This is a genomic window from Methanosarcina sp. DH2, assembly GCF_020804225.1.
GTDB lineage: Archaea > Halobacteriota > Methanosarcinia > Methanosarcinales > Methanosarcinaceae > Methanosarcina.
Genome location: NZ_WJBI01000024.1, coordinates 26,398 through 48,012, shown reverse-complemented (window position 1 = coordinate 48,012; position 21,615 = coordinate 26,398). Strand labels below are relative to the sequence as shown.

At 40.6% G+C, this 21,615-nt stretch carries 20 protein-coding genes and 2 pseudogenes; 14 read left to right on the top strand and 8 right to left on the bottom strand.

Going from position 1 to position 21,615, the window contains the following annotated elements; genetic code table 11:
* From FXV91_RS18810 to FXV91_RS18790, 5 genes are all read right to left on the bottom strand, one after another.
* On the bottom strand, positions 1 to 350 hold a 350-nt coding region (locus FXV91_RS18810), incomplete at its 3' end, for an IS5 family transposase (RefSeq protein WP_229392324.1).
* Between the two features lie 400 nt (positions 351 to 750).
* Positions 751 to 1,293, bottom strand: coding sequence for a hypothetical protein (locus tag FXV91_RS18805; RefSeq protein ID WP_229392323.1), 543 nt, complete (start codon positions 1,291 to 1,293; stop codon positions 751 to 753).
* Between the two features lie 613 nt (positions 1,294 to 1,906).
* The gene (locus tag FXV91_RS18800) at positions 1,907 to 2,743 is read right to left on the bottom strand and encodes a hypothetical protein (RefSeq protein WP_229392322.1); all 837 of its coding nucleotides are present in this window, start codon (positions 2,741 to 2,743) and stop codon (positions 1,907 to 1,909) included.
* 258 nt (positions 2,744 to 3,001) lie between these two features.
* Positions 3,002 to 4,237, bottom strand: a complete 1,236-nt coding sequence (locus FXV91_RS18795) for an MgtC/SapB family protein (RefSeq protein ID WP_229392321.1) — start codon at positions 4,235 to 4,237, stop codon at positions 3,002 to 3,004.
* 378 nt (positions 4,238 to 4,615) lie between these two features.
* The gene (locus FXV91_RS18790; protein ID WP_229392320.1) at positions 4,616 to 5,272 is read right to left on the bottom strand and encodes a metallophosphoesterase; all 657 of its coding nucleotides are present in this window, start codon (positions 5,270 to 5,272) and stop codon (positions 4,616 to 4,618) included.
* A gap of 262 nt (positions 5,273 to 5,534) precedes the next feature.
* Between FXV91_RS18790 and trmY the strand changes: the two genes are divergently transcribed.
* From trmY to FXV91_RS18755, 7 genes are all read left to right on the top strand, one after another.
* Entirely contained in the window at positions 5,535 to 6,170 is a 636-nt protein-coding gene (gene trmY / locus FXV91_RS18785; RefSeq protein ID WP_229392319.1) for a tRNA (pseudouridine(54)-N(1))-methyltransferase TrmY, read from the top strand.
* Between the two features lie 346 nt (positions 6,171 to 6,516).
* On the top strand, positions 6,517 to 7,812 hold the full coding sequence (locus FXV91_RS18780; protein WP_229392318.1) for a tRNA pseudouridine(54/55) synthase Pus10: 1,296 nt from the start codon (positions 6,517 to 6,519) through the stop codon (positions 7,810 to 7,812).
* A gap of 303 nt (positions 7,813 to 8,115) precedes the next feature.
* Complete coding sequence (locus FXV91_RS18775; protein WP_229392317.1) at positions 8,116 to 8,409, top strand: 50S ribosomal protein L21e; 294 nt, start codon at positions 8,116 to 8,118, stop codon at positions 8,407 to 8,409.
* Between the two features lie 472 nt (positions 8,410 to 8,881).
* Positions 8,882 to 9,235 (top strand): RNA polymerase Rpb4 family protein, encoded by a 354-nt coding sequence (locus tag FXV91_RS18770; protein ID WP_229392316.1) that lies wholly within the window; start codon positions 8,882 to 8,884, stop codon positions 9,233 to 9,235.
* 348 nt (positions 9,236 to 9,583) lie between these two features.
* Positions 9,584 to 10,321, top strand: coding sequence for a DUF655 domain-containing protein (locus FXV91_RS18765; RefSeq protein WP_229392315.1), 738 nt, complete (start codon positions 9,584 to 9,586; stop codon positions 10,319 to 10,321).
* A 321-nt stretch (positions 10,322 to 10,642) separates the two neighbouring features.
* Positions 10,643 to 11,500 carry a 16S rRNA (adenine(1518)-N(6)/adenine(1519)-N(6))-dimethyltransferase RsmA gene (gene rsmA, locus FXV91_RS18760; protein ID WP_345945541.1) on the top strand — a complete coding sequence of 286 codons (858 nt, stop codon included), beginning with the start codon at positions 10,643 to 10,645 and terminating at the stop codon, positions 11,498 to 11,500.
* Positions 11,501 to 11,503: 3 nt separating this feature from the next.
* The gene (locus tag FXV91_RS18755) at positions 11,504 to 12,112 is read left to right on the top strand and encodes a HemK2/MTQ2 family protein methyltransferase (RefSeq protein WP_229392314.1); all 609 of its coding nucleotides are present in this window, start codon (positions 11,504 to 11,506) and stop codon (positions 12,110 to 12,112) included.
* Between the two features lie 149 nt (positions 12,113 to 12,261).
* Here the strand turns inward: FXV91_RS18755 and FXV91_RS18750 are convergent, their stop codons facing one another.
* Positions 12,262 to 12,426, bottom strand: coding sequence for a hypothetical protein (locus FXV91_RS18750; protein WP_229392313.1), 165 nt, complete (start codon positions 12,424 to 12,426; stop codon positions 12,262 to 12,264).
* A gap of 1 nt (position 12,427) precedes the next feature.
* Between FXV91_RS18750 and nudC the strand changes: the two genes are divergently transcribed.
* From nudC to FXV91_RS18725, 5 genes are all read left to right on the top strand, one after another.
* Complete coding sequence (gene nudC, locus FXV91_RS18745) at positions 12,428 to 13,285, top strand: NAD(+) diphosphatase (RefSeq protein WP_229392312.1); 858 nt, start codon at positions 12,428 to 12,430, stop codon at positions 13,283 to 13,285.
* A gap of 332 nt (positions 13,286 to 13,617) precedes the next feature.
* Entirely contained in the window at positions 13,618 to 14,058 is a 441-nt protein-coding gene (locus FXV91_RS18740; RefSeq protein ID WP_229392311.1) for a hypothetical protein, read from the top strand.
* Between the two features lie 732 nt (positions 14,059 to 14,790).
* Positions 14,791 to 15,699, top strand: a complete 909-nt coding sequence (locus FXV91_RS18735; protein WP_229392310.1) for a hypothetical protein — start codon at positions 14,791 to 14,793, stop codon at positions 15,697 to 15,699.
* A 16-nt stretch (positions 15,700 to 15,715) separates the two neighbouring features.
* Positions 15,716 to 16,174, top strand: coding sequence for a hypothetical protein (locus FXV91_RS18730; protein WP_229392309.1), 459 nt, complete (start codon positions 15,716 to 15,718; stop codon positions 16,172 to 16,174).
* A gap of 780 nt (positions 16,175 to 16,954) precedes the next feature.
* On the top strand, positions 16,955 to 17,182 hold the full coding sequence (locus FXV91_RS18725) for a hypothetical protein (RefSeq protein WP_229392308.1): 228 nt from the start codon (positions 16,955 to 16,957) through the stop codon (positions 17,180 to 17,182).
* A gap of 54 nt (positions 17,183 to 17,236) precedes the next feature.
* Here FXV91_RS18725 and FXV91_RS18720 read toward each other — a convergent pair.
* Positions 17,237 to 18,670, bottom strand: a pseudogene (locus FXV91_RS18720) (IS66 family transposase).
* A gap of 513 nt (positions 18,671 to 19,183) precedes the next feature.
* Between FXV91_RS18720 and FXV91_RS18715 the strand changes: the two are divergent.
* A pseudogene (locus tag FXV91_RS18715) lies at positions 19,184 to 19,402 on the top strand (nucleotidyltransferase family protein); the annotation flags it as partial.
* Positions 19,403 to 19,438: 36 nt separating this feature from the next.
* Here FXV91_RS18715 and FXV91_RS18710 read toward each other — a convergent pair.
* Positions 19,439 to 20,614 carry a DUF2117 domain-containing protein gene (locus FXV91_RS18710; RefSeq protein ID WP_229392307.1) on the bottom strand — a complete coding sequence of 392 codons (1,176 nt, stop codon included), beginning with the start codon at positions 20,612 to 20,614 and terminating at the stop codon, positions 19,439 to 19,441.
* 235 nt (positions 20,615 to 20,849) lie between these two features.
* On the opposite strand from FXV91_RS18710, the gene FXV91_RS18705 reads away from it, so the two are divergent.
* Positions 20,850 to 21,542 carry a metal-dependent hydrolase gene (locus FXV91_RS18705; RefSeq protein WP_229392306.1) on the top strand — a complete coding sequence of 231 codons (693 nt, stop codon included), beginning with the start codon at positions 20,850 to 20,852 and terminating at the stop codon, positions 21,540 to 21,542.
* Positions 21,543 to 21,615 lie beyond the last annotated feature (73 nt).

Sequence of the window (21,615 nt, the reverse complement as noted above, 5' to 3'; positions counted from 1 at the left end):
CCTAATGGCGCTTTTGTCATAGCACCGTCAATTGCTTGCCATTCCCACTCTAATCCTTTTTTATTATCATACTCAAGAAGACCAGCTTTCCACATAGTCTCAAATAATCCAGCTTTTTGCCATTCCTGAAATCGATCATGGACAGTGCTTGGAGCTCCATAAAATCGTGGCAGAGATTTCCATTGGCAACCAGTACGAAGGAGATAAAAAATACCACTCAGTATTCTCTTATCATCTTTTCGAGGTCTTCCAGCCTTCTTTTTCGGTTTAGAGAGAGGTAATAATGCTTTTATTTTATTCCAAAATTCGTCAGAAATCTCATAGTCTTGTACGTTTTTTCGTCTTACCACTAATCAATATTACCCTAAAATCTAGTTAGTCTACTTTTCGGATAGGCTCTTAATCGGACTATTGATCGGATTATTAATCGGACTATTGATCGGATTATTAATCGGATTATTAATTGGATTATTAATCAGATTAAATCAGATTATTAGCTGGTTTTTTGCATGCCTGTTTATTCAGAATGTGGATGTAGAGAGCTATCAGAAATGGAAAATGAGTGCAAAGTTTAAAATCCAAAAAAGTAAATTTACTGGAAAGTTTTGCTGCCTTTCCAGATAAAGCTGTATATAATTTGTAAGTACTTTGTTCATTAATCCTTTGAATAATCCCTTAAGTGAACCCTTCAGGATTTTTTTGGAAATTCCTTTAGAGAACTTTTTCCGGAAGCTTGTTCGGAGAATTCATTCAGGGCTCGGTCACAGTGATATTAACATTCATTCTGGGCTGCCCGACAACGGTGAAGTTGTAAGCTCCGGTTTCATTGAAAGTATAGGCAAATGAACGCCTGTACACGAGACCTGTGTTCTCAAATAGTTCCTGTTCACTGGTTAAGGTAAAGACTCTCCTCGGGCTGTCCTGATAGTTTATCCAGGCTACTGTTTCGCCTTGTTTAATATCAAGGCTTGAGGGATATGCCCTGTAGTTGTCCAGTCTTATAGTATAGGGAGTTTTCCTTATACTGGACGTGTTAATTGTCGGTCCTTCTTCGGTCTCATTTTCTCCCGTAGTTACTTCTTCTTCAGTTTCAGTTACTACCGGAGTTTCAACTTCCTCAGGAGTTTCAGTTTCTATCGGTGTTTCCGTTTCTTCCGGAGTTTCAATTTCCTCCGGGGTTACTGTTTCTTCAGGTGTCGTGTTTTCTTCCGGGGAGGGCTGATCATTCCCGGTGCATCCCGAGAACAAAACGACTCCTAAGACTAGAAGTAGAACAATAATCTTTGTTTTCATTTTATTCCCCACGTCTTTTTGGTTATGGAGTTAGGAAGTCTATAGAAATAAGTTAAAGTCCAAATAATTTTATTTTAATTTTATTTATGGTATTTTGACTCTCAGATATCTAAATATTTCGAATATTAACTCTTCATTCTTGTTTATTTAATAGCTAATGTTATTTAATCTTAAGTTCTAACTTTAATGGACTTTTTTCTTTTTTAAGCTTTGAAATCTTCATGCATACTTACGTACCTATAAATATATTTTTGTACATTTCTTTTAGTTACCTGCCTGTCAAAGCAAAATTATTAATGAAATTTAAGTGTTTTACTTGCATATAAAGATGTTTTAGACCAGTATAAACACATTTCCAGATAGAATAAAACAGTCCTTTCCTTTAAAATTTTTAATGGCTCTAAACAACCTGCGCAATACCTTCAGGAGAGATAACATCTTCGAATATATTGATTAAGGTAGTTAATATAAAAAAGTAAAGGCTGCCTAAAAATAGCCTATTCTATAAAGGCTTATTCTTCATTTTTACCCGAATTGGCTTTAGTTTGAGCTAGCTTACCAGCAGGAATCGTATTTGCCGTATTTGCCGTATTTGCTCCCCCTGCTGATTCTCTTACTCTACTGTTAGAACTAACTCTGAACCAGGAACCTCTTCCAGCTTAAAAGTGTAGTCTCCGGCTTCATCAAAGGTATATGAAAAGCTTTTCCCGTAACCCAGAACCGGGTCTTCGAAAAGTCCCTCTTCACTTACCAGCGTGAATGAGCGCTTGGGCCTGTTCAGGTTTTTCCAGGTTATAGTTTCCCCAGTGTTAAGCACAAGAGTTTTCGGGTAAAAGTCAGATTCACGTATAAATACTGAATTTTCGGAACTTTGTACTTCTTCTGCCGGCTGCCCGGGAGTTGCTTCCTCAGTCGGTGTAGAAGTTACCTCTTCTTTATCCTGCTGTTCTCTTTCATCCTGTTGTCCTCTTTCTTCCTGCTGTATCTGAGGTTGAGTTTCTCTTTCCGACACCGGAGCTTCTCCTGCAGTTTCCCCGGATTCTCTCACCATAACCGTACCTTCAAGGCCACTTTCCCCCTCTATGCTGAAACCAAAGGTTCCGGTTTCAGTAAAGATATACTCAAAAGACTTACCATAGCCAAGAGAAAAGTCTTCCCATAGATCTTCCTCGCTTACAAGGACAAAAGTCCTTTTCGGCCTGTTCAGGTTACGCCATACAACTGTATCATACTGGTTTACTTCTATTGTTTCAGGACTGAAGGCATTATTTACTAAAACAATATTATGCATCCGAGAAACAGATTCATCCTCTTTAGAGGTGCTGCTCTGATTCATTTTACTGGTTTCGGTAGTTTCCTCCTGAGCCAGGGCCAAAGTTGTCAGGCCCGTAAGCAGGATAAAAATAAGAACTCCCAGTATCCCTAATTTAAATTCCTTATAGGCTACCATCTTTTCCCCCCAATCTGCCATGCTGACGGATAGATATCCGTTTAATGAGTAATATGTGTGGCTTTTTATAAATATCGTATTATTAGAAATCCATTATTTTGCAGAGAGGCAATATCCGACCCGCATTTTGCATAATCACTTCATACACGAAGTACTACACTTATGTTTTTTGCAATCATTTTGCTTTTACAATCATTTTGCTTTTACAATCATTTTGCTTTTACAATCATTTTGCTTTTACAATCGTCCTGTTCTTTCTCACAGGATGTTCCATAAAAGTAAAGCGGCAGTCCCAATGGATGCAATTATACCGAAATTATTTAATGCGAGGGAGAAAAGACTGGCAGAGCCTGAGATTTTTGAAAGCAGTATTTTATTTACAGTACTTATGAGACTTGCAAGCACAGCGGTATTTGCCGCGGTTGCATAAGAGATAGTCCCATCATTCACTGCAAGGAGGGTTACGGAAACTATCACTCCCGAACTGCTGACAAGAGCTCCCAGTGCAGTAACATAAATTCCGACAGTTCCTACGGTGCTATAGGCAAAGTTTCCTATAACGAGGATCAGGGTAAACGCAATGCCGAATTTAAATGCCTGTCCGAGTGAAAAAGGAGACTCAATTTTGAGATCTCCTCCGCCTGTAGGGCATATTTTCTTATTGCGCCTGAGAATTATCACAGCGGATACAAGGATAATTACAAGCTGGGGAGGAAGCATGAGAAGGGTCGTCTGGCCTGTAGGATCAACTATCAGGGCTAGTATAAGGTTCCTGATGAGCATGGAAACATTACAGAGCAGAATCCCCATAAGGATGGGGTCAGCAATACCTTCTGCTCTTTTTGAAAGTCCGGCAAGAGCCCCTGTTGTGGCTTCACTGTTAACGAAACCCCCAAGAAAACCTGAATAGCAGAGACCGCGTTCTGTCCCGAATTTTCTCAGAAGCACATAACTTAAGAAACTGATAAGTGAAACAAGGACTACAATAAGGATCGCTGTCCTCAGGTTTATAAGCCCGAAAAACTGCTTATCCGGCATTACCGGATAGAGAATAAAAGCTATCGCAAGAAACTGAACTGCATTATACAGTTCTTCTTTTGTCAGGTTTCCTGCAAACTGATGGAGAGGCTGTTTCTGAATCAGGAGGAACGATATAACTATGGATGAGACAATTGCATACAGGCCGTAGTCATAGCCGACAAGGACGCCCATAACGAAGATAAAAAAGAGAGTAACCGGGCTTGTTACTCCGATGCGTCGGTAGAGAAATATCTTGGCATAGGTGATTATGCAGCAGATGGCTGCAAAGAAAAGCGTTGCTACGTAAACGAAGCCCTGTCCTGTTGACTCACTCACGAGAGCAACGAGCATACCCGTTATGCAGGTTATGCTGTAAGTTCTTACACCTGCGAAGATCTCATGCTCAATGCCCCTGTGTTCCCTTTCCACGCCTACCATGATACCTATCAGAAAGGCAATGGCAAGTTTTGCCAAGAAATCGACTAAAACCGGATCAAAACCGAACTCGTCAACAACGTTCGTAGCTCAACCTCTCAGATTTCTTTATCTGTACTTCTGCATGCCAGTAGAATAACATCGTTAAATAAATAACAATGTTGATGTAAATTCTATAATACAGGTCAAGACATAATGGAAGAATGCGAAGCAAAAATATAATTCTATAGTAAGGATGTTCTTGCTAATGAATATGCTCCTTAAAGGAGAAAAAGGTTCAGAGTGCATGGAAATTTCAAAAATCTATGCCGATGACTCCGAAAACCTGATCAAACCTGGCTAATAAACAATGGGACAGTTGAAATCTGGCTGATCAAATATGGATAAAGTTTGGGTTAAATCTGGATAAAGCTTACTTTATACTTCCACGAATTCAACCTCGATTGGTTTGTTTTCGGTCTCTTCAATAGTTATAAGAGCGCAAGACCCTTTGCAGGCTTCCCCAGGGTTTACAATAACTGTTTTTCCTACTTTTTCAGTGCCTTTTGCTTCATGGATGTGCCCGCAGACAATGAGGTCAACTCTATCCAGGAACTTCCGGATGGCTTTGCTTCCCACATGCCCGAAGGGGAGTTCGTCTCTGGCTCCATGAGGAGGAGCGTGAGTCAGGAGCACTATTGTCCCGCATTCCTCTGAGTTTTCGGCTGAGCAGACCATCCCTTCGAGGGCGGTTTCGATTTCTTCTTCGGAAAGCTCAAAAGGAGTGTTAAAAGGAGTGGGGTTTGAACCTCCAAGCCCTATAAACCGGATTTTTCCAATCTGCTCGGCTTTTCCATGAAGGCTTACGGCTTTTGACTTCTCAAGGGCTTTGAGAATGCTCCTCTGGTCACAGTTTCCGGGAATTGCAAGCACGGGCTTATCAAACATTTCAGCCAGCTCTTCTACCTTCTCATCGGGTCCGAAATTGGTAATGTCTCCAACTACCACGGCAAGGTCAAAGTCCCCGGCTTTCTCTATGATGTTTTTTATCTTCGAATAGTCCCCATGGGGGTCGGAAATTGCGAGTATCTTCATCCGTATCCCATCCTTATCGTGATCATCTAACTTTATTAACTTTTAATTCCAGGATATTTAACTCTACGATCTTTTAATCTATGATCATTAATTATGATCTTTTAATCTATGATCATTAATTATGACCTTTTAATCTATGATTATTAATTATGATTTTTTAATTTCGGTTGAATTTTTCATACAATATTTTTACATTTTATGTTATGCGTTTTTCTGTGAACATGCACACATGTTTTATATCCCTTACGTAATATACTGCCCCATGCGTGATATCGTTATCATAGGGCACAAAGCAAAGACAAGCGGAGATTTTTCTTTAAATGACCTCCCGGGGTCTGCAGGAAGAATGGATATACTCTGCCGCTGTGTAAGCTCTGCCCTTTTTCTCTCTTTCGGAATGCGCAGGGATGTAAATGTTCACCTGCTTCTTCTGGGGGAACCTGAACCAGGAAAAATTATCAGATTTGAAGGGCTCCACTTGAGATACCTGAACCCCGACGAAAGAAGCAGTGGTTCACTTATCAATAAAGCCCTTCTGAAAAATGCAACCGAACAGGATACCCGGTCCACTCCTGGTGTATGGATCCGCAACGGAGACTTTAAGTCCCTTATAGCTTCTTTTGAAGGGCGTACCCTACTTTATCTCAGAGAAGACGGCGAGGATATCAGGGGACTTGCCAGGGAAATACAGGACCCTGTATTTATTCTGGGCGACCATACAGGCGTTACAGAAGAAGAAGAACAACAACTCCTTGAAGCAGGAGCCAGGATTATCTCGGTTGGTCCCATTTCCCTTCACTCCAATCACTGCATAACCCTTATTCACAACGAACTGGACAGGGTTGAAGCGGAAAGAGGGGAAATTCCGGGAGGAGCCAGCTCTGAAGCTGAAGACTGAGCTGTAGCTTTGTCGTGTTTTAATCCAAAAAGTTATATCTCACTTGCCTGTATCAGGATAGAAACTCATCCTGATGCACCTTTTAGGGCACATGCCTTAAATTTACGCATCTCCTGCAAGACTGCATTTCAGTACTTTCAAATAATCTGTCAATTATCTTCCCTCAAATAATCTGTCAATATTATCTTCCAAAATACTTTCGACACACTCTGTCAATAACTCTTTCAATATAATCTCTCAATACCGTTTTCAACATCACCTTTCAATACAATCTCTTAACATCACCTTTCAATTATCCACTCCAGGTCTATTCCCCGAATAAAGAGCTTAGAGAAAGTGAAACAAAATGGACGTACTTGAAATTTCAAAAAAGATTCTGCACGAAGGCCCTATATGTGACCACTGCATGGGCCGTCAGTTTGCAAAATTATCTACAGGCCTCAGCAACAGAGAACGCGGGCAGGCAATAAAACTCGCCCTTGTCCTGGAAGGGGACCGCATTTACAAAAGTGAGAATGAAGATTCTCTCTTAAAGGAACTTGTTCCCTGCAGCGCCCATGCAAGGAAAACTCTCAGAATTGAGGGTGAGGATGAGCAGTGCTGGGTCTGCCTTGACCAGTTCAAGAAACTGGATTTCTGGGCGGACGAAGCCGTAAAGGCTCTTGAAGGTCTTGAGTACTCAACCTTCCTTGTCGGCACAAAGGTCAGCGGGCTTTTAAGTGAAAACGAAGAGATATTGTGGGCTGAGGCAGGGACTGCCTATGCCGAGCAATTGAAGTCCGAACTTAACCGGGAAGTAGGCAAGAGAATTGCAGAAAAGGTTGGAAAAGAGGTGGATTTTGAAAACCCGGATATTGTAATCACCCTTGACCTTGCAGTAAACAAATTCGAGCTTCAGGTCCGTTCGGTATATGTTTACGGGCGCTACCTGAAAAAGGTCCGAGGAATCCCCCAGACCCGCTGGCCCTGCAGGAAATGCAAGGGTAGAGGTTGCGAGAGCTGCGGGTTTACCGGCAAACAATATCCTGAATCCGTAGATGAGCTTATCAAGGGTCCTGTTATTGAAGCATTTGAGGCTGTTGATACGGCTTTCCATGGTTCGGGCAGGGAAGATATAGATGCCCTTATGCTCGGAAGCGGCAGGCCCTTCGTAGTAGAAGCAAAATCCCCTTTAAAGCGCCAGGCTGATCTTGAAGCACTCACTGCGAAAATTAATGAAAATGCTGCAGGAAAAGTTGAGGTAAGAGACCTTCGCTTTGTTGAAAAAGGCATGATTGAGACCCTGAAAAGCTCAAAGGCGGATAAAACTTATAAGCTTAAAGTTACATTTAAAGAGCCTGTTTCAGAGGAAAAGCTTAAATCCTGCCTTGAGTCTTTGAGTGGCACAGAGATCGCCCAGCAAACCCCAAAGCGTGTGGTTCACAGGCGGGCAGACCTCGTCCGGAAAAGGTACGTGCACAGCATCACGCTTGACAGGTTGACAGATGAAGGTTATGCATATATAACTGTAAACTGTGAAGGCGGACTATACGTTAAAGAACTGATTTCCGGGGATGAAGACCGGACAAACCCGAGCCTGACAGGGCTTTTAGGAGTCCCTGCGCTTGTGGAAGATCTTGATGTGGTTAACGTCGAAATTTAAGCCCCAAAAATCTGAATCCCAGATAGCTAAATCTGCCTTAAATAACTAAATAGATCTAAAAATAGATTTAAAAATAAATCTAAAAATAAATCTGAAAATAGACATTAAAAAGTTTAATCGATCTAATCTAAATCAATCTGGATCAATCTGAATCAGTTTCATTAGCCGGTCGAGCCACAGGGAAAGAGTGGCTTAATGAACGGTTCATTTAAATAACATCCATCTTATTTAGAGGAAAATCAATTATTAAACAGAAACTTTATTAAAGAGAAATTAATCGAGCATCTAACGGAGGAACATGCGATGACAAATTCCCACGGTGAAAAACGCTGCACAAGGTACAAATTACAGAAGACGGTTCGTGAAAGAGGAATTTCCCCTGTAGTCAGGGCAATCCAGGAATTCGAAGCAGGGCAGATGGTCCACATTGACATCGACCCAAGCATCCAGAGAGGTATGCCAAATCCTAAATTCCAGGGTTCTACAGGAAAAGTCATAGGACAGCGCGGCCGTTCATATGTGCTCGCAGTCCGCAGCGGAAACGCAATGAAGGAAGTATTTTCTCTTCCTCAGCACCTGAAACCTCAGAAGTACTGATTCCGAGCAAGGCAATTAGGTTTTTACAACCTAATCTTCCCTTTTATTACGGAGTTTAAGGTATGCAGGTCTCCAGCCGGAGGTTTGAAACCCTAACAAAATATTCCGATAAGTGACAGCCTGAGTAACTGCCCGGTAAAGGATTGAACGTAACAGAACTGATATCCCGTAATAACCTTCTAAAAGGGCACGCTTAAAAGGGGATCTGAAATAACTGCTTTTTAAAAATTAGTTTCTTATCCTGGTAAATGAACATCTATAATTATATATCATTTGTATACCATATAGCTGAGATAGTTCAGGATAACGTTATTCAAAACAGTTCCGGCTTACCGGGCGCATGCCGGGTACTTGTACTTAAAGGCAGAAAACACTGGCGTCAGGAATCAGAGTTTACAATAAAACATTAAACAGGTTGCTCTGTAAGGAAATACAACTACCTGAAACTTTTAATTTGAAAGAGTGTATTCCAATGATAATTAAGGAAGTCCTCAACGAAGAGTTATTGACATTGGCCGAGGTCAAGGATATACTTTCCGGGATCGCTGACGAGCGCAGAGAGCAGGGGCTCGAGGTTGCATACAGTTTCAGAAAAGCCCTGCACCATGCGGAACAGTTCTCAAAAATTAGCGGGGAAAAGTCAAGAGAACTTGTTAATAAGTTACTTGAACTTGAAAAAATGAGGCCCGTTATTGCAATCAGGATAGCGGATATCCTGCCTCAATCCAGAGATGAACTCAGGTCAATCTATGCGAAAGAAAAGTACACCCTGAGCAATGAAGAGCTGGATCAGATTCTGGACTATGTATTCGCGGCTATGGAATAATTAAAAAGTAAAGAGAATAAGCTATATAGCAGTTTATCTTGTTATTCATGAGGGAAGTGTCCGAAATCTGGTTAGAGTACTTTAGAGTATCAGGGAGTATCCTGACCTGAAGAATTTAGCTCAGAAGATTCTCATAGTTCTCCAGATTCCCGAACCTGAGAATACTGAGGTACAGGTCAGTCTCCAGTTTCCGGAAGCTGATGCTCGGGGAATGGTTCACAGGTCTGGTATCCATAGAAGGTCCCGAACCAGATAGAAGAGCTGAAAGAAGCTATGTACATCCAGGTTGAGCCCTGGACATGAATAAGATTTAATGGGGTTTCATATTTATCGATAGGATGGGTGCTGATGAAAGTAGAGAAGTCGCAATCAGGTGGACCGTACACTGGCAGATCGTCTGCCGAAAGACCTTCTTCTGGCGGCAGACGGCCGACAGGCAGACCGCAATCTGAAAGGCAGTCAGAAAGAGCTCCGCGCTCATCCGGAAAATCTATGGAAAGTTCGCAGGACAGGGAGGAATATGTATGGGTGCTCGATTATCTTCCCTACGGGAAATCCGTTGACGGTACGACAGCATTCCAGAAAAAACCTCTTGTGCAGGCTGTAGGGGATAAAAAGTTTACTCTTATGGAACTGGTCCCCAAAGCCGGCGTAGTTCCTGAAATCCAGTCCAGGGTTTACATAGGGCCCGGGGACAGGAATGAAATAGACCATGTAAAGCAGAGGATCGGGTATTCTGACCTTACCACAGGAGCCAATCTGGAACTGCCCTTCATCCTCGAAGCCTGTGTCAGGCACACAGAAGAAAGGTTCGTAAAGTTCTTCAACGATGCCCACTCCATCACAACCCGCCTGCATATGCTTGAACTCCTTCCCGGGATTGGAAAAAAACTCATGTGGTCTATCATTGATGAACGCAAGAAAGGAGAGTTTAAGAGCTTTCAGGATATCCGCGAGAGAATCCCGAGCCTTCATGACCCTGCTAAAGTAATTTCTCACAGGATAGAAGAAGAACTCAAGGATGATTTCATCAAGTACAGGCTGTTCACCACTCCTCCCCGCCGCCAGGGCCCGAATGATCGGTGAATCCCTTTTCTTTCTATTTTTTTCTATATCTTCTGCCTGTCTGGCTTCTTAACTTTCGGCTTTTGAAAATTCATCTGCGGAGTCTACCTATCTACAGTTTACTAACTTTAACTAAATCGGTTTATTTACTTTAATTTATGTTCCTTAATTTAATTCAAACAAAAAATTTTACAGGATATTATAAAATATTATACAAAACTACAAAGTGCTCTGCAAAATTCTTAAATTCACTTTTAAAGCAATTGTAACGTGAATTAAAGTACCTAGATAACACTTACAAAGAAATGTAGCAATTTATACAGTGGTTAAAAAATATTATAAATATATAAAAACCTTAAAAACGCTTACTTTATTCAGGAGGTTTCAGCCCTGGTTCGTTCTATTCTTAAAAAGTACAATATAAAAGGAGGCACCTTTGACCAGCACTTCCTCATTGACACAGGCTACCTGGACAGGATAGTTGCTGCTGCTGAGCTAACTGCTCAGGATACGGTTCTTGAGATCGGTGCAGGAATCGGAAATCTTACCGAAAGGCTTGCAAGGAGCGCAAAAAAGGTGATTGCAGTCGAGCTTGACCCTCCCCTTATTTCAGTCCTGCACGACCGTTTTGATGCTGTAGAGAATATAGAGATTATAGAAGGTGACGCCCTGAAAGTCGATTTCCCTGAGTTTGACAAGGTCGTTTCAAATCTCCCTTATTCCATCTCCTCGGAAATTACCTTCAAGCTCCTGCGCTATAAATTCGAACTTGGGATTCTTATGTACCAGTATGAGTTTGCAGCACGCATGGTATCTCCTCCGGGCTGCAAAGACTACTCCCGCCTCACGGTCGATACATATTATTTTGCCGATGCTTCCATTCTCATGAAAGTCCCAAAAGGCGTTTTCCAGCCAGCGCCTGAAGTCGATTCCGCAGTCGTCAAACTGATCCCGCGCCCTGCCCCCTTCGAGGTTCGCGACGAAGCCTTCTTCCTCGAATTTGTTACTGCAGTTTTCAGCCAGCGCCGGAAAAAGCTGAGGAATTCAATCCTGAACACAAATTATAAGCTCAAAATCCCGGATGTCAAAGAAGTTGTAAACCAGCTTCCTGAGGATTTCATGAACAAAAGAGCTGAAAACCTTACTCCTGAAGAGCTTGCCAGCGTTGCAAACATGATTTATGACCTTAAATCCCGATAAATTATGGTTGAAATAGAGTATAAAAATACCCGGGTCAAACTCGGAGCCTCAGACCTTGTCTACGAGCCAGCAGAAGACTCCTTTTTGCTTGCCGACGCCGCCCTTGAAGAAGCAGAGCCAGGCATGCGCATCCTTGAAATCGGGGCAGGCTCAGGCTTTGTATCTGCTGTTCTTAAGGCAAATGTTAAAGGCATCCGCGTACTTGCAACCGAGATCAACCCCCATGCTGCCAGATGTGCAAAAGCAAATGAGGTTGAAGTAATCCGTACCGACCTCTTCAGGGGACTGAAGCCAGGGAGCCAGAAAGCCTCTTTTGACCTTATCCTCTTCAACCCACCCTACCTTCCCACTTCCGAAGAAGAGAAAGTCCCTGGCTGGTTAAATTATGCTTTTGACGGTGGAACCAGCGGAAGGGAAACCCTTGATAGATTTTTCGATGCTGTCAGGAACTACCTGAAACCCGGAGGGAAAATTCTGGTGCTAATCTCTTCCATTACAGGGCTTGAAGCTGTAAAAGAAAGGATGATAAAAATGGGCCTTGAGGTCGATGTTGTACTAAGAAAAAAAGTTTCATTTGAGGAATTAATGGTAGTCCGAGGAAAACTTCTGTAATCCACCTTTGACCCCTGAAATCGTTTTTAACCTCTTATTACAGTAATGCCTCCTCCAGCCAGTCTAACAGGCCTTCAATCTCCTTCACCGGGTGGCTGTACCAGGATATTAGATTTGCAATTTTGTTAATAAGTCATCATGAGCGCAGTTCATTGCTTAAACCCGTCAATTAGTCTGCTTGAGCGAGCGAAGCGAGTGAAACAGACCTCGTGCTCCCGAAGCGAAACGCGGGAAGCGAAACGCGGGAAGCGAATCCGGATATAACCGGGCGTCCCTGTAATCATATATAGAACAAAACCCAATAGTATGAGCATTATGACCCCCATAAACAGGGAAAAACCCATTTACCCGAAATTTATCGTAGGTATAGAACCACCAGCCGGAAGAACCGAAAAGGCTCTCTGGTTCATTTTCCGGGGCCGTGACATTCTTCTTAAAACTCATAAAAACCCCGGAGCAATTCCCAGGCTGCTGGACGTCAGGGAACTTGGGCTTCCTGCGGTAAGGGAACAGTATCTCGGTGTGCTTGAGGGAACGCACTGTTTTTCTATTGAACTTCCCGCGGATGCGAAAACTCCTGAGGGGATGGAATTTGTTGATCTCAGGCAAGCACACTCCGAAATCAGTGAGGGATGCTTTGAGCTTGTAAACAAAGCAGTGCAGGTAATGGAATGGGACAGGACAAACCAGTTCTGCAGCAGGTGCGGAACAAAAACTATGCAGAAGCCGGGAGAAAGGGGTAAGGAATGCCCAGAGTGCGGAGAGCTTTTCTATCCAAGAATTTCACCCGCTATAATTGTGCTCATAAGAAATGGAAATAAAGTCCTGCTCGCACGGTCTCCGGGCTTCCCTTCTGGAATGTACAGCCTGATAGCCGGCTTTGTCGAGCCAGGAGAATCGGCTGAAGCAGCGGTTGCCAGAGAAGTCTGGGAGGAAGTCGGCATAAGAATAAAAAACATTACTTACTTCGGGACGCAGGCATGGCCTTTTCCTAATTCTCTCATGATCGGTTTTACAGCAGAATATGATTCAGGAGATATCAAGCCTGACGGGTTTGAAATTGAGGACGCAAAATGGTTCTCAGCAGATGAACTGCCTGTACTTCCCGGAAAGATCAGTATTTCAAGAAAACTGATTGACCATTATCTCAAAGAAGAGGGGCTGGAAGTTTAAGAGCTGTATTGATAATTTTTTCAAATTTTATTCATCCTGCTGATCTTTTTTTATTCTTTTTTATCGTTTCTATCTTTTTTTCTGCGGAGGCATTTGCAAGAGGACAGCTACGCCTCCGGACATTACGGCAGTAGATTTTAGAGCTACTGATTTAACTTTTGTTCTGGAAAACTTTTCTTTATATTTGGGAATCATAAAAGATAATAAATTAATATGGTCATAAAAAGAAATATAAATAAGTGAAATAAGATAGACAAGTAATTTTATTTAAGAATATAGAATAAAAGAAGTATGTTACTAACTGACAGAAAGCGTAATGGAGTAAAAATATAGTGATCAAAAAGAATGCAAAGTTTATACTGCAAATTGCTATTTCAACTGCTATTACAACTATAATTCTATTAGTATATTTTTATTTTGCACATGGTTTACCTGCTGCTCACGAACTGGAAATAGCAAATGTCGTATCTGTGCAAATTATGCAGGGAAATGAAACCATTACTCTCACTGATGGTGAAGATATTGAGCAAGCTGTCAATGTTGTAAAAATATTAAGTTTTAGATTTGGAGAAGCTAATGGCGGACCTGCAGATATGATGTGCACATTTTATCTTGGAGATGGTTCAAAAATGGAAATAGGAGCAAATAATGATACCATTTTTAAGAATGGCAGGCAATATGCTGGTGTGAATGATTCATGTCGACTTTTTGGAAACTTAATGCAAGGTATTTTCTTCCCCGAAACACTGCAGGATGAGAAACTGTATAATTAACGAATGAGCTAATCCCAAAACTTGATTTAACCGCATTATTTATTGGGGTAGGCTTATTATAAAGAAAATCCCCATGCTATCAATTGTTTTTAATGTCCATTAATTCATCATCTGAAAAAGCGAGATCATGATGATGTCTCATACTGGTTAATGAATCGTGACCTGCCATAAACATACAGTTGACTCAAGAACCCGGAAGCAATTAACCACGACTTCAACGTTTTTCTACTTGACTTAGAAAGACCGTCAGGGTTTATGCCTGCAGATATAGCCCACCTCTTAAGGTTCTTTTATTCTAGGTACTTCCTAAGGGAGGTTTACGGGCCTGCCAGAAGTCCTTTAATAGATAATGGAACATGGAAAAGGAAGAAGGTGAATAGTTCTTTCTAACTGCCTTCTTTTATGTTTCTTTTATGCTTCCTCTAGCAAATGGATGATGTTTCTTTTTTCTTCAATAGCGAGCCCGTAAAGAGTTCTAAAGAGTCTATTATATGGATGCCCTAAAAACAGTAATAGACGAAGCTATACCCTCTAAAAAGTATTTCTTTTCATATTTTTAGTTTTCATTGATGCATAGATTTTATAGCAAAACCTGTGCGTTTTATAAATTTTAGCTTCGAATGTAATTTTACAGAAAATTAGGGACACTGCCTCAAAAAAATAGATTTTTTAATTTCTTTGGTAAATATCTACAAAAAATATTAATAGATTTAAGAATTCTACCTTTGATAAATGTCTAATCCAAACATCTTAAATGATATAGCAAGTAGAAATATAAAAGAAAAAAATGAAAATTGTTTTCTCTCCAATCAGGAAGAAGTTCACTATGATTCAATTATATTATTAGAAATGTTTTACATCGAAGACTTTAATCTTCTTTTCGATGGATTGGATCTATTATATGCAAATTTGAATGGTTACGAGAAGTCTAAATTGAATTATAGAGATATACTTCAAGCTGATGAAAAAAATGCATTTCGAGGATATTTATATCTTCCACCTATTGTTAATTCAAATCTAAAAGATCATCGGTTTTTTCCAAAGCCTGCTTTTCTAGATTTGGGCGACGACATTGATGGAATCAACATAACTCTACAAGCTACTCTTCCATCTACAGTTACTTTACAAATACAGGTGAGTTTAAATCCGAATATTTCTGACAAAATAAATAGTATAATATATACTTACCATGAGGAAATCAAAGAAAAAAACACAGTTTTTAATTCCGAAATTACCATTCATCATTTACCTTATCTCATCAAAAAGAAAGAAATAATTGGCATTAAAGAAGATCTCAAAAATCAAATTATAATATTTTTATCAGCATATTTTAAAGGTATTTTTTTCACACAAGCTAAGAAACACATTTCATATGTCCCATCTATTGATTTATTTTCTCTAAACTATCCTGAAAAATCAGAAGACACTCTTAAGTGGTTATCGGATAATCACTATTTTTTTAGTTGTCTCGATATTTCAGTCCCTTGTATAAATGCATACAAATATGAAAATTATCTTTTTCTACCGACCTCTTTAAACGACTGTGCACTTTTTCCGAGTTATTCAATAATCGCGGATCGCCAAACAGCAAATGCTGATAATATGTATTTTGACATAAAAACTTCGATTCAACATCCTTGATAATTACTCATTTGAGTTGTTAGCTTTTAAAAGATGGTTAGAGATTGAGGAAAGAACAGGTACAGAATTAAATTTGTTAATATCTAAAGAATCAGAATACGTTGCTAATAATCAGTTTAAAAAAGCAATTATAAATAGAGAAGAGATTACTAAATACCTTTTTTATTTCGAAAGGTTTAAAATAGAAATTAATATGTTTGATTCTATGCTTGTTGATGATTGTCCGGCATTTGAATCATTGGACAAAAAAAATAGATTTTTATTTAGAAACGTTATGACAAAAATTAAGCGTCATATAAATTATATTGATGAATTTGTCAATACCTTGAATCGCCACTCTGATAATATATTAGCATTGAAAAATATCGAGTACAATAAAAATGTACAAAATTCTGTATTAAGATTAACCTATTTAATAATTATTATTAGTATTGTACAAATTATTTTATCAATAATCCAAATGAAGTCTAACTGATATATCAATTAAAGAACAAAAAAGTCATAGAGAATTTCGATTTACCTCCAATTTCAACAAATTGATTATATACCCTTTATGAGCAATCTGCCAAAAAACGAGGTTTAGCGAAGTCCTCCATAATATGTTCTTCCCTAATATCTTTCTGATCTCCTTCGCATTCATATTAAATTCTCCTTCTCTCACCCTATCTTATTAAAAGGAGCAACAGGTTTTACCTACTCATAAATTTTATGCGAGAGGTGGAACTCAACCCATAAAATCTTTAGATTACAGTTTCAGGGAATTCGCATGCTACCAGAATTTATAATTTTTTCAAAAACTCATCTCTGCATCAAAGTTGCGCTGGCGCACCCCGCTGCAAGCAACGGGGTATGTTCGCGCCACCGCTCCAAATTCCGTTAAAGGAGATAATATCCCTAAACAATTTAGTTTGAGCAGAAGTTAACAACCAAAAAATGGGATTGATAAATCATATTATCATTAACGGTTACCGGGGAAGTTTTCCATCCCCGCAGCAAGCTAGCGGGGTATGTTCGCGCCACCGCTCCAAATTCCGTTAAAGGAGATAATATCCCTAAACAATTTAGTTTGAGCAGAAGTTAACAACCAAAAAATGGGATTGATAAATCATATTATCATTAACGGTTACCGGGGAAGTTTTCCATCCCCGCAGCAAGCTAGCGGGGTATTCGACTGAAATAAATAACTCAGATGCCCGTCTAAAGTCCATAGCTTTTCTTTTTCCTTCGGCTTATCATTTGGTATAGAGTCTGATTCTTGCAGACTCTCCGGAGAGTCCCCGAAAAAAACGCTTTCGCGGTTTCTTTCTGGAAAATTCTTTTACCTTCTTTTGTAACTACACTGACCCGAACCCAGACCCCCCGCGGTTCATACCTCTCCGAAGCCTGCCCGCCTGCATCCCTGGGGAATAACAGATTCAAGTTTACTGTGAACATGCCGGAACTCGCCTGTCTCGCATGGAGCAGGCGGGAATCAAGAATATAAATTCAATAGAGGTGAAAAAATTCAACTTCAAAATCCTAAAAAATTTGTAACTATTCAGATTATAGTTAACGGCGCTCCCTTGAGCGCCGCTATAATACCCTCCAAAACAGGTAATCCGTTCTTTCTAATTGTAGAGATGTAAGCTCTAATTCTGCAGAAAGCTTCCGCTCCTTGTGTTGTTCTGAAAGTTCCTGATATCTTCTGCTGTAGTTTCATCATCCTGATATCTCTTTCTGCTTGATTATTCTCAAACGGAACTTTCAAATCTRTCAGGAATCTCAGGATCTTTTCTTTATGTTCTATAAACCTATCCAGCAGATTCCTTGCTTTAGTTTTTGGATTATTTCCACGTTTTCCTTGCTTTTCAGGATTTAGAGATTGTGGATTTTCTTCAATTCCTTTAATTATGATAGCATCGAACCTTTCTTCCAATGCTTTAATTTGCTCAAAATCCAGTTCTTTGACTTGCTCCTTGCATTCGTCGGTATACTTTTTCATCTCAGTGAGCAGTTCATTCATTTCTTTAGCCCACTGCTGTTTATAGTTTTCTTCAATTCCAGCAAGTTCTCTCTGTAAATGAGCATTACAGAGARCATGATCACAGTCATAAATGTTGTAAGGTTTCCATCCGTCGTGAACTGCTACTCCCTTRAACTCCAGAAGAATTCCCATAGCATTTATYGCCTCTGCTCCTCTTTTTGAGTGAGGAAAATAACATGTGTATTTATCATTAGAAGCTACATGAAGCCAGTGCCTTTTTCCTTCGATCTTCATACCAGTTTCATCAAAATGGACAACAGGAGAAATCATTAATTTCTCCCGAATAACGCTTTCAAATTCCTCTAAATTCTGAAAACATTCTCTTTCTGCTCGAATTATCGTAGCAGGACAGATTTTTATTCCCATAATATCCTCAAAAAATTCAGAAATCCTTTCATAGGGGATAAAATGGTGATTTTTACAGTAAATAGCTGAAGCTAAGATATTAGGACCATATTGAACTGGATATTTTACTGATTCAGGAAAAACAGCTTTATTTATTCTTCCACAGTAAGGACAGGTCTTAATCTGACTTTTGTGTTCTGTAACAATTAGATTTACAGGAGGAATATCAAAGACCTGTCTTTTCTCWTGGGCTTCAACTTCAACATTCTCAAGAGTATGGCCACATTCTTTGCAGCAACTCAAAGAATGTTCTATTACCTACTCAGGATCATCAACCATATCAAGAGTTGTTCCTGGGTGACCATCTTGACCTCCAGGTTTCTTCCCGCTCTTTTTACGGAGACTCTTAGGATTAGGTTTCTCCTTGACAAAAAAATCAGTGGAAGGAGGGCGGCTGCTGTTATAACTGTTTTGGTTTAAACGAGATTCTAAGACTATCAACCTTTCAGTAAGTTCTTTAATTTGAGTTTCAAGACTCACAATGTAAGCAATAACTTCAGGGTTTGAAGCACACAAAGCAAGAATCTCTTCACGTGTAAGCATGATAACGAAACAAAATAGAATTCAATTTATATCCAATTTTTCCTCGAAAAGAGGAAAAATTGTAGCCTTTAAAAGGCTGCCTGAATAGTTACGCTCATTCTAATGTTTCATGTATACTTCTCCCTATCCTTGGAAGCCACATTTTAATCCACAATTAATAGGACGCTTCAGACAGCTTTTCTGGTGGCCCATCAAAAGAATGAACTAAATGTGAATACGAGACTTGAAAATGAGTGGTGTGAATGCGTATTTAATTCCATTTTGCGTTTACGCATACAGTTTTTTATGTCACTTTTACTTTCTGACTTTTATTTTTGGCTTTTTCTTTTTCTTCTTCTTTCTTCTTTTTGGGAAAGGCCGCTCTCCTGCGTCGAGCGTGACAAGAACGACATAAAATAGCGAATAATGTTACACGGCCTAGAGAGATCCATAAATTAGTCTGCTTAAGCGAGTGAAGCGAGTGAAACGAACTGCAGGCTCCCGAACTGCGATTCGGGTGGGGCAACTAAAGCATCTATTTTTGGGTCTTACTTTAGGGGGGAAGAGATACCAGAAAGTGACATTGACGTCCTGGTCAAGTTTGCAGAACGGAAAAGCCTGCTCACTCTGGTGAATATAGAACTGGAGCTTTCTGAGTACCTGGGCATAAAATTCATCTTGCTTACTGGAAAATCGATAAGTCCTTACCTGATTGATGGAATTAAAAAAGAAGCCAGAGTGATCTCTAAATGAAAAAGAGCCACCCGTTGCTTTCTTATTCGTTTATTCTCAATATTCAAAAACAGCTTCAATCGACGATTCTGCCAGTTTCAGAACATCTTCTTTAAAGGCAAACAGATTCTCAAAAACAGCTGAGTTTTGACCCTTCAAGAGTTCCTGCTTTACCCTCTCACCCACGATATCATCGCTTCCTGGCACAAGCCTGAGAATAACCGATCCCGGAAAGGTTTTTGGTTCGCAGGTAACATTATCGCAGTCTCCGTCAGTGATTCCAATAATCGGGATCCCAAGCCTGTAGAGGATATCTCCTGCAATAGCTGTGGTGTCGTCTCCGACTGTAACCGCAAGTTCAGCCCCGGAAACCAGTTCATAGGTATTTTCGGCGGTGTGGTCTATAAGCACAACTTTTCCTGGCACAACTCTTCCTGTCCCGACTCTGGAGGTGGAACCTGATTTTCGGGCAACAGCGTTTTGTTTTTTGGCATCCGGGAGTGAAGAGTCGTTTCTTCGAATATCCCCGCTTTTTATCCAGGCTCCGACGAGGTCAACAGGATTCCTTTTTTCGTAATTATGGAGTTTTTCGAGCCCGTGGTCCTTTATTTCTCCGCCTTCGATTGCGGTAATGAAGCCGTTTTCGGAGATTATTCTTATTTCTGAGGACAGGGCTTTTCCGATTACAATCCCGTTTACAAAGATATTCTCCCCGGGAAGAACTCCTGAGATTTCGCGGTTGACTCGGGTTTTTCCGTCATTCGAGCAGGTTTCTATGGAAATCGGATTGTAAAAAGGCAGGGGTTTTTCGGCAGGGATCTCAAGGGCTTCTGAGAGTTTTTCAATGCATCTGCCGGCTTTTTTGTTCAGGGGAATGAGTTTTCCGGAAGGGAAGCCAGGGCTTTCGATATGGACCAGTGGCTTCTTGTCAGGTTCTTTCAGGCGGGAAGCGACCTTTGACCCGAAAACCCTGCCGGTTTCGAAAGTTTTTCCTCTGTTAAGCAGGCAAACAAGGTCTGAAGTTTCAAAAAAGAATTCAATGCAGGCGCTCGGCTTCAGGTGCCGGCTTATATCTATAACATTTTCAAGCCCTGCATCTAGAATAGCTGTCTTTCCCATGGTCCCGCAAAGTTCTGCTTTTACTTTGCCAAGGCTGGAAAGCTTTTCCAGAACTATTTCCGCTTCTCCCGAATCGATTACTTCGGGCCCGTGGATTACCAGGCTGATCTTCATTTCTTACTTGCTTTTAATTGAGAGGTACATATTAATGTGACCCTTTAATTAATGTGACCCTTTTACTACACAGGTATGCTTCGGCGTTACTCCTTTTAAAGTCCTCCTCTTCGGATTTACTCTTTTTATTATACCTGTCTTAGCTGGTATCTATGTTACTCCCTGATCATTATCGAAAATTACATTACGCATTGTTACGTTTTGAAAAAAACATAAGTGGACACGAGGTAAAAAGATGGCTGATGTAAAAATTACCTGGCTTGGGCATGCTGCTTTTTTGCTCGAAGCCGAAAAGAAACTGCTGATTGACCCTTTTATTTCCGGAAACCCGAAAGCTCCTTGCAGCCCTGAAGATCTTGACCCGGATATAATAGCCGTAACGCATGGGCACAGAGATCACCTGGGAGATACTATCGCGATTGGCACCCGGACAGGCTGCAGGATCATTTCGATCCATGAGGTTGCAAACTACATAAAATCAAAAGGAGTCTTTGCCGAAGGCATGAATAAGGGAGGCACAATGGAAGTTGAAGGTGTGACCCTTACCATGACCCATGCACTTCACTCTTCCTCAATCGATGCTTCAGGCTTCAGTTTCGACGGAGGCAGCCCGGCAGGGTTTGTGATAGGTATTGGCGGACGTTCCATTTATCATGCCGGGGATACGGGTGTTTTCGGGGACATGCAGCTTATCGGAGAACTCTACAAGCCCGAAATAGCCCTGCTGCCCATAGGGAACAGATTTACCATGGGTATAAAGGAAGCCGTAAAAGCCGTAGAATTAATAGAACCTGAGGTTGTCGTGCCGATGCACTATAATACCTTTGATGTTATCAGGCAGGACCCTGAAGAGTTCAGAAAAGCTGTAGAAGCAAAAGTTGACACGAAGGTAATTATCATGAAACCCGGGGAATCGATCGAGCTCTGATTTGGTCGGGCTTTGATTTTCAGGGATTTTTTTCTCAATAAAAATGAAGTGGAAAAAAGTAGAAATCCGGGGT

Coding starts and splice junctions, on each gene's coding strand:
- FXV91_RS18710 (WP_229392307.1), bottom strand. CDS start 20,614: ATGAAGATCAGCCTGGTAATCCACGGGCCCGAAGTAATCGATTCGGGA.
- FXV91_RS18750 (WP_229392313.1), bottom strand. CDS start 12,426: ATGCTCATACTATTGGGTTTTGTTCTATATATGATTACAGGGACGCCC.
- FXV91_RS18775 (WP_229392317.1), top strand. CDS start 8,116: ATGACAAATTCCCACGGTGAAAAACGCTGCACAAGGTACAAATTACAG.
- FXV91_RS18765 (WP_229392315.1), top strand. CDS start 9,584: ATGAAAGTAGAGAAGTCGCAATCAGGTGGACCGTACACTGGCAGATCG.
- FXV91_RS18735 (WP_229392310.1), top strand. CDS start 14,791: ATGTCTAATCCAAACATCTTAAATGATATAGCAAGTAGAAATATAAAA.
- FXV91_RS18705 (WP_229392306.1), top strand. CDS start 20,850: ATGGCTGATGTAAAAATTACCTGGCTTGGGCATGCTGCTTTTTTGCTC.
- trmY (WP_229392319.1), top strand. CDS start 5,535: ATGCGTGATATCGTTATCATAGGGCACAAAGCAAAGACAAGCGGAGAT.
- FXV91_RS18770 (WP_229392316.1), top strand. CDS start 8,882: ATGATAATTAAGGAAGTCCTCAACGAAGAGTTATTGACATTGGCCGAG.
- FXV91_RS18790 (WP_229392320.1), bottom strand. CDS start 5,272: ATGAAGATACTCGCAATTTCCGACCCCCATGGGGACTATTCGAAGATA.
- FXV91_RS18805 (WP_229392323.1), bottom strand. CDS start 1,293: ATGAAAACAAAGATTATTGTTCTACTTCTAGTCTTAGGAGTCGTTTTG.
- nudC (WP_229392312.1), top strand. CDS start 12,428: ATGACCCCCATAAACAGGGAAAAACCCATTTACCCGAAATTTATCGTA.
- FXV91_RS18780 (WP_229392318.1), top strand. CDS start 6,517: ATGGACGTACTTGAAATTTCAAAAAAGATTCTGCACGAAGGCCCTATA.
- FXV91_RS18755 (WP_229392314.1), top strand. CDS start 11,504: ATGGTTGAAATAGAGTATAAAAATACCCGGGTCAAACTCGGAGCCTCA.
- FXV91_RS18800 (WP_229392322.1), bottom strand. CDS start 2,743: ATGGTAGCCTATAAGGAATTTAAATTAGGGATACTGGGAGTTCTTATT.